The organism is Nitrobacter vulgaris (assembly GCF_002028545.1).
Lineage (GTDB): Bacteria > Pseudomonadota > Alphaproteobacteria > Rhizobiales > Xanthobacteraceae > Nitrobacter > Nitrobacter vulgaris.
Window position 1 is genome coordinate 1 of the sequence record NZ_MWPQ01000048.1, and the last position, 6,590, is coordinate 6,590.

Sequence of the window (6,590 nt, forward strand, 5' to 3'; positions counted from 1 at the left end):
GGCCATGCATGCTGGCCTCCTTCGCCAGCATGCAGCTTGAATCTGACTCGCGCCGTTTTGGGAATCCCAAACGATTCATTCCGGTCGGAAAATGCTCTAGGCGCTGCTCGGCCTCCGGCCAGGACGAATTCGGTGTCGCCCACGTGGCAAATCCGCCTGCTGGTTTACGTGACCGCCCTCACGTGGGGCGCTGGCGAGAAGCGTTCCGCAAGAACACCGCGTTGACGCGTCCCAAGGCGTCATGCTGGGCTAGTTCGTAAGCCGAGCCATCACGAGCAATCGCCTTTCGTGCCGACGATCGGCGCCGGCTTCACGCTGGTCGGGCTGACGATCTTGTATGGGAGGATAGAATGGTAAGTAGCGATGTTATTCCGGTAGCGGAGCCGGACCCTGCGATCCCGCCTTTTCCGACGACCTCGATCGAGTTCATCAACACGATCGTGCATTATCACCGGGGCGAGATTGCACGGATGTCGGGCTGGCGTGACAGGCTGGACCGGACAAGCAACTGGGCTATCACTGTCGTGGCCGCGATGCTGTCGGTTTCGCTCTCGACCCCGAACGCCCATCACGGAGTGCTCCTTTTCGCAATGGCGCTCATCTTGCTGCTGCTGTGGATCGAGGCTCGCCGCTACCGGTTTTTCGACGTCTACCGGGCGAGGGTCCGGCAGCTTGAACGTAACTACTTTGCAGAGACTTTTGCACCCGTGCCGCAACTGCGCGCTGACTGGGCCGCCGCCTTGGCAGAAGACCTGCGCACGCCCCGCTTTCTAATCAGTCACAGGACAGCGCTCGCTCGCCGGCTGCGAAGGAATTACATCTGGATGTTCCTGATCCTGCTGATGGCCTGGGTGCTCAAAATATCATCCCATGCCCTGCAGGAGGAAGGCACGAGACCCGAGATCGTGCGCTCGCTTCACGAGATTGTTGGGAACGCAATGCTGGGTCCTGTTCCGGGCTGGGCAGTCGTTGCGGCAGTTGCCCTTTTTTACGGCGGACTTGGGCTAGCGACCGTGCATGCCGACAAGCATTCGGGCGAACTTGCCCATGGCGAGGTCCATGTCTGACGTTTAGCCCGGTGATGGAACGCTGGGAGGATGCGATGTCGCGCGGCGAGAATCGAGGTGCTGGCGCACGCGCGCAAATTACCGAATGGACGCGCCGGGCGAAGTCAACTTCGCGTCGATCGCCTGGGCTCGGCGTGCTGCGCGCTGTCGTTCCGACGCCAGAAACGGACTTTCCGGGTAGCCGGTGCCTGTTGAATTGTCAAACCAGACGCCAGAAGTAGCCGTTGAATGGAGGCTCCGTGCGGTAACCCGCACAGCATCTCCAAGGGAAGTTACTTCGTAAGGGGGCGGGGGATGAAGACAGTGGAGCTTTACGCGCGGGTCCGGCACGCCGTTCTGATCGAGGGGATCAGCGAGCGTGCTGCGGCAGATCGGTTCGGCATCAACGCCAGAACGGTCTCGAAGATGCTGAAGTTCTCAGTGCCGCCAGGATACGTGCGCAGGAAGCCGCCGTTGCGGCCGAAGCTCGACGAGTTCACCGGCGTTATTGACGGGATTCTGGCGGCCGACAGGGAGCGGCCGAAGAAGCAGCGGCATACTTCAAAGCGGATCTTCGAACGGCTCCGCGACGAGCACGGGTTTACGGGCAAGATCACGATCGTGAAGGACTACGTTGCCGTCTGGCGCCAGCGGACACAGGAGATGTTCGTTCCGCTTGTGCATCCACCGGGGCATGCCCAGGCGGACTTTGGCGAAGCGATCGGTGTGATCGGCGGCGTCGAGTGCAAGATCCACTTCTTCGCGATGGACCTGCCGCACTCCGACGCGATCTTCGTGGTGGGCTATCCGGCAGAGACGACGGAAGCGTTTTGCGACGGGCACGTGCGAGCGTTCGCGTTCTTCGACGGGGTGCCGCGGTCGATCCTGTATGACAACACCAGGATCGCGGTTGCCCGCATTCTCGGCAACGGCAAGCGCCAGCGCACGCGCGTGTTCAGCGAGTTGCAATCGCACTACCTGTTCACGGATCGGTTTGGCCGCCCGGGCAAGGGTAACGACAAGGGCAAGGTCGAGGGGCTTGTTGGATACGCGCGGCGGAACTTCCTGGTGCCGATCCCCGTGTTCGCTGACTTCGCGGCATTGAACGCGCATCTTCTGGAGGGGTGTCGGAAGCGCCTTGCGGACCGACTGCGCGGCCATGACGGCACCATCGGTGAGCGCCTGGAGCACGATCTCGCCACCTTCCAGAAGCCGCTGCCGGCTCCCTACGACGCTTGCGACAAGAAGCCGGGCAGCGTCAACTCACTCTCGCTGGTGCGCTATCGGCTGAACGACTACTCGGTGCCCCCGGCCTATGGGCACCAGAAGGTGCTGGTCCGTGGCTACGTGCACGAGGTCGTCATCTCCTGTGGGGTCGAGGTGATTGCGCGCCATCTGCGCTCCTACGAGCGTGCGGACTTCGTGTTCAATCCGCTGCACTACCTGGCGCTCATCGAACAGAAACCCAATGCGCTCGACCAGGCCGCTCCGCTCGCCGATTGGCAATTGCCCGAGGAGTTCGCGACGCTGCGCCGCCTGTTAGAGGCCCGTATGGGCAAGTCCGGCAAACGCGAGTTCGTGCAGGTGCTGCGATTGATGGAGGTGTTCAAGATCGACGACGTGGCCGCCGCCGTGCGCGACGCGATCGCGCGCGGTGCGGTCGGCTTCGATGCCGTGAAGCATCTGGTGCTGTGCCGCATCGAGCGGCGTCCGCCACGCCTCGACATGACGATCTATCCGTATCTGCCCAAAGCGACGGTCGCTGCAACGTCAGCACGCTCATACATGGATCTGTTGGCCGGAGCGGCGATATGACCGACACCCCGCAGATTCTGCTCGCCCACCATCTGAAGGCGTTGAAGCTGCCGACGTTCTTGCGGGAGTACGACAAGCTTGCCCGGCTGTGTGCGGCTGAAGGCGTCGACCATTCGCGCTACCTGATGCGGCTGGCCGAGATGGAGATGATCGATCGTGAGCGACGCATGGTGGAGCGCCGGATCAAGGCGGCACGGTTCCCGACCGTCAAAAGCCTCGACAGCTTCGACTTCCTGGCGTTGCCATCGCTGAACAAAATGTTGGTGCTGGAACTGGCACGCTCGGACTACGTCGAGCGGCGCGAGAATATCATCGCCGTCGGCAACAGCGGCACGGGCAAGAGCCATATCGCGCTCGGGCTCGGCCTGGCGGCCTGCCAGAAGGGTCTATCGGTTGGCTTTATCACGGCGTCGGCTCTGGTCCACGAGCTGATCGAAGCGCGTGACGAAAAGCGGTTACTGCGCCTTCAGCGTCAGCTCGCTGGCTACAAGCTGCTGATCATCGACGAACTCGGCTATGTGCCGCTCTCTGCGACGGGGGCAGAGCTGCTGTTCGAGGTCTTCAGCCAGCGCTACGAGCGAGGCAGCACGTTGGTCACCAGCAATCTGCCATTCGATGAGTGGACATCCGTGTTCGGCTCCGAGCGGCTCACCGGCGCGCTGCTCGACCGCCTCACGCATCACGTCCATATCCTCGAGATGAACGGCGACAGCTTCAGGCTCGCTCAATCCAAGCGCCGGTCACGCCGCGCCAGGTTAGACCCGCCGTCGGACGAGGCCCCTCAGGAATGAAACCCGACAAGCAAGAAGGCCCCCGATATCGGGGGCCTTCTTGCTTGCGTCCGTGCTGCACTTTTACTCCGGCCGGCCGCTGCAAAATCTCTCCGGCGTTGACAGCTTCGCCCTGACCCGTCGCTTCGGCGTTTTGTTGCGCAATTGCAGGCCTAACTCGCGATAAATCCGTCGCGTCTTCTTCTGGTTGACTAGCCAACCTTCGCGACGCAGCAGCACATGCACGCGGCGGTAGCCGTAGGCACTCGCCGCGAAAAGTCAAACGCAGCACTCAAAAGCGATCCAATCGCGGCTTCCGCTGCGACCGGCTACCCTTGAGTAAAGCCTCGCTGGCGAAGCGCTGGCTAACGTATCGCCGGGTCCACGGAACACGCAATCGCGTCCATAGTTATCGCCAGCAAAACCCATCAGCGCTACACCGAAATGGGATTATATCCTAACTGTTCTGGCGCAGGTCGCCGTTGCCGCGCGCTCATTTTCAGTTGATCCACGATCGTGCGCAGCGTGAGGAGACATGTCCTTCGCTGTGATCGAGGAGCACCCGGCGGAGCGTCTGTCAGACCTGCTCCGCAATGAGCCGCTGGGCTCGTAACATTGGAATCGTTATTCCGAGATCGGCGCATATGCTCTCTATGCTTGCTCTCTATGCTTGCTCTCTATGCTTGCTCTCTATGCTTGCTCTCTATGCTTGCTCTCTATGCTGCTTGTCTCTCACCACTTGTGTTGCAATCAGTGCGCGCGTGTGGCGAATGCAGCCAGTGAGTGTTTGTTGAGCTTTTCCGCATCAAACAAAATCTCATCGCGACGAATCAAAAAAGGCGAACGATGAACGATCGCTTCGAAGTTGGTGCTCAGCTCTTGCTGTATCTCTCGGAAGCTGGGCGCGCGCGTTTTGTTCCGAGGATGGAGCGATCGGACCGTTGTCGCCTTCGTGGTAATCTTGGCCTCGAACTGATTCGAGGCGAAAACTATGAGCATTGCCCGGCAGCGCAAGATCAAAACCCCTCCCCGCGTTTCACTTCCCGCCCGCCTGGCCTTTCGCCTGTATCGCCGGGCGCTGGGACGCTGGTTGCTCAAGGGGCGGTGGTCGAATGTGGGGATCATGGGCACTGGATTGACCGGGCTGATCCCGACGCTTGGAACCGTGCCCGGGAAGAGGCTCGGCGAAACCCTTCCCAGGCGCCTTCCGCAGACCTGCATCACTGAGATGGATGCCATCAGGGATGGGCTCGGCGACACTTGCCCGGACTGTTGATCTGTTCCGACTCCTTTTCTTTCTGCCAGGCTCTATATTTACGGGCTCCCTGCAGCAGGAGTTTTGAGTTCATGGCACCTCGCGCCAGCTGGAAGGGCTTCCTGCGGCTATCCTTCGTGACATGTCCGATTGCGTTGTTTCAAGCGACGCCCGAATCCGAAAAGGTCAGTTTCAACCAAACCAACTAGAGAGATCGGCCATCAGGTGCGGCACGTGAAAGTCGATGCCGAAACCGGCGAGGACGTCGCAAACGAAGACATCGTCAAGGGCTACAAGATCGATGCAGACAGCTATCTCGAAATCACCAAACACGAGCTGGAGAATATCGCTCAAGAGTCCACGCGCATGATCGACATCGATCAATTTGTTCCCGCAACGAGATCGATGATCTCTACATCGTCAGGCCATATTATCTAATGCCGGATGGCAAGGTCGGATACGATGCCTATGCCGTGATCCGCCACACCATCAAAAGCGACCGACAAAGTGGCGCTGGCGCGGGTGGTGCTGACAAACCGCGAGCACGTCATTGCCCTGGAAGCGCGCGACAAAGGTCTCATCGGTATGCTGCTGCGCTATCCTAACGAGGTACGAAAGGCGGCTGATTATTTCGATGACATCAAGGACATAAAGATCACCAAAGACATGCTCGAGCTAGCCAAGCATATCGTCGACCAGAAGAGCGGTCACTTCGACCCGGAAGGATCACTATGAGAACGCCTTGTACGAACTGCTTGCTAAGAAGCAAAAGGGCTTGCCGATCACGGCCGAGTTACGTCGCGGACGATCTGGCCACGTGGCTCAGGGGTAAAGACATGAAGCATGTGCGCAGTGCGCTGCACCATCTTCAGACCCAGAGGAAGATCGAGCGCCGGCACCAGACGCTGAAAAACCGCATTATCTACTCAGCGGCACGCCCTTATTCATGATTCAGTGAGTACACGTGCTGTTGTAGTAGCTTGTGTACGACCGCAATACATTGATTTGTTGCCTCAAGATCAGAATTTCCGTCTCAAGCGCAACTCGTGACCGCAGCAGGTCCATCACCATTTTAAATGGTCAGTCTGCACAAATCCAACATCGAGCAGCAGCATGGCCCGATTCTCGATCAACCGCCAGCTGGATCGCGTTTGCGACAGGGACGCCGCTAAATGAGACACGCAGCATCTATTGCGTGCTAAGGGAAACGCCCAAGGTGCACGCCTTCGCAGCCGTTGCGCCTGGTGTTCGCTTCAACGTCCGGGCAATCTTCGCGACACCAACTTTCCGCTTTGCGAGCGTCTTTAGATTGCGGACATCGTCACGTGTCCACTCGCGGCGAACGGTCGCTTTCTTCTTGGCCAATTTAAGCTCCTGAGTTTCTAATGGCGCGGTTTAGCAGATCGCGTGTTCTGCGCAAGCCAACGCTGTAGAAGGCCGAATTACGCGGGTAGCGCGTCGTCAGCATTTGCCACGAACTTGTGAGCAAGCCGAAAGGCCATGATGAAGCGCAAAAGATCGTTACGATGACGAATGGCGAAGTCTTAAAGATACATCCTTGATATTTCTTTTTAGAGGTATAGATTTGAGACGTGACGAGGGTCCTAGGGTCCGGACTCATAACCAGTAACTGACCAGCGCAGCGATGCAGACGGCTGCGAGGAAATTGATTGCGAGACGATCATATCTGGTGGCGATGCGGCG

Annotated in this window: 4 protein-coding genes and 4 pseudogenes; 6 read left to right on the forward strand and 2 right to left on the reverse strand. The window is 59.2% G+C overall.

The genetic code is table 11. The features are described from left to right. Positions 1–350 precede the first annotated feature (350 nt). The 3 genes from B2M20_RS12735 (at position 351) to istB (ending at position 3,652) form a co-directional block, all read left to right on the forward strand. Complete coding sequence (locus B2M20_RS12735) at positions 351–1,067, forward strand: DUF2270 domain-containing protein (RefSeq protein ID WP_079447428.1); 717 nt, start codon at positions 351–353, stop codon at positions 1,065–1,067. 294 nt (positions 1,068–1,361) lie between these two features. After that, positions 1,362–2,861 carry an IS21 family transposase gene (gene istA, locus B2M20_RS12740; RefSeq protein ID WP_087881180.1) on the forward strand — a complete coding sequence of 500 codons (1,500 nt, stop codon included), beginning with the start codon at positions 1,362–1,364 and terminating at the stop codon, positions 2,859–2,861. Beyond that, a complete protein-coding gene (gene istB / locus B2M20_RS12745) occupies positions 2,858–3,652 on the forward strand; it encodes an IS21-like element helper ATPase IstB (protein WP_079447429.1) in 795 nt (264 codons plus the stop codon). Before istA ends, istB begins: the two co-directional genes overlap by 4 nt. 87 nt (positions 3,653–3,739) lie before the next feature. On the opposite strand, the pseudogene B2M20_RS12750 reads toward istB, so the two are convergent. Next, positions 3,740–3,892, reverse strand: a pseudogene (locus B2M20_RS12750) (IS3 family transposase); the annotation flags it as partial. Positions 3,893–4,622: 730 nt separating this feature from the next. Between B2M20_RS12750 and B2M20_RS12760 the strand changes: the two are divergent. The 3 genes and pseudogenes from B2M20_RS12760 to B2M20_RS20795 all read left to right on the forward strand — a co-directional run. Next, positions 4,623–4,907: a hypothetical protein gene (locus tag B2M20_RS12760; protein ID WP_079447431.1), complete on the forward strand. Its 285-nt coding sequence runs from the start codon at positions 4,623–4,625 to the stop codon at positions 4,905–4,907. Between the two features lie 213 nt (positions 4,908–5,120). After that, a pseudogene (locus B2M20_RS12765) lies at positions 5,121–5,621 on the forward strand (Ku protein). 53 nt (positions 5,622–5,674) lie between these two features. Beyond that, positions 5,675–5,809: pseudogene (locus B2M20_RS20795) on the forward strand (IS3 family transposase); the annotation flags it as partial. A gap of 694 nt (positions 5,810–6,503) precedes the next feature. Here B2M20_RS20795 and B2M20_RS19135 read toward each other — a convergent pair. Beyond that, positions 6,504–6,590, reverse strand: a pseudogene (locus B2M20_RS19135) (IS5/IS1182 family transposase); the annotation flags it as partial.

Excerpts from the sequence above, each read along its gene's own strand:
- B2M20_RS12735 (WP_079447428.1), top strand. The coding sequence starts at position 351 with ATGGTAAGTAGCGATGTTATTCCGGTAGCGGAGCCGGACCCTGCGATC.
- istA (WP_087881180.1), top strand. The coding sequence starts at position 1,362 with ATGAAGACAGTGGAGCTTTACGCGCGGGTCCGGCACGCCGTTCTGATC.
- istB (WP_079447429.1), top strand. The coding sequence starts at position 2,858 with ATGACCGACACCCCGCAGATTCTGCTCGCCCACCATCTGAAGGCGTTG.
- B2M20_RS12760 (WP_079447431.1), top strand. The coding sequence starts at position 4,623 with ATGAGCATTGCCCGGCAGCGCAAGATCAAAACCCCTCCCCGCGTTTCA.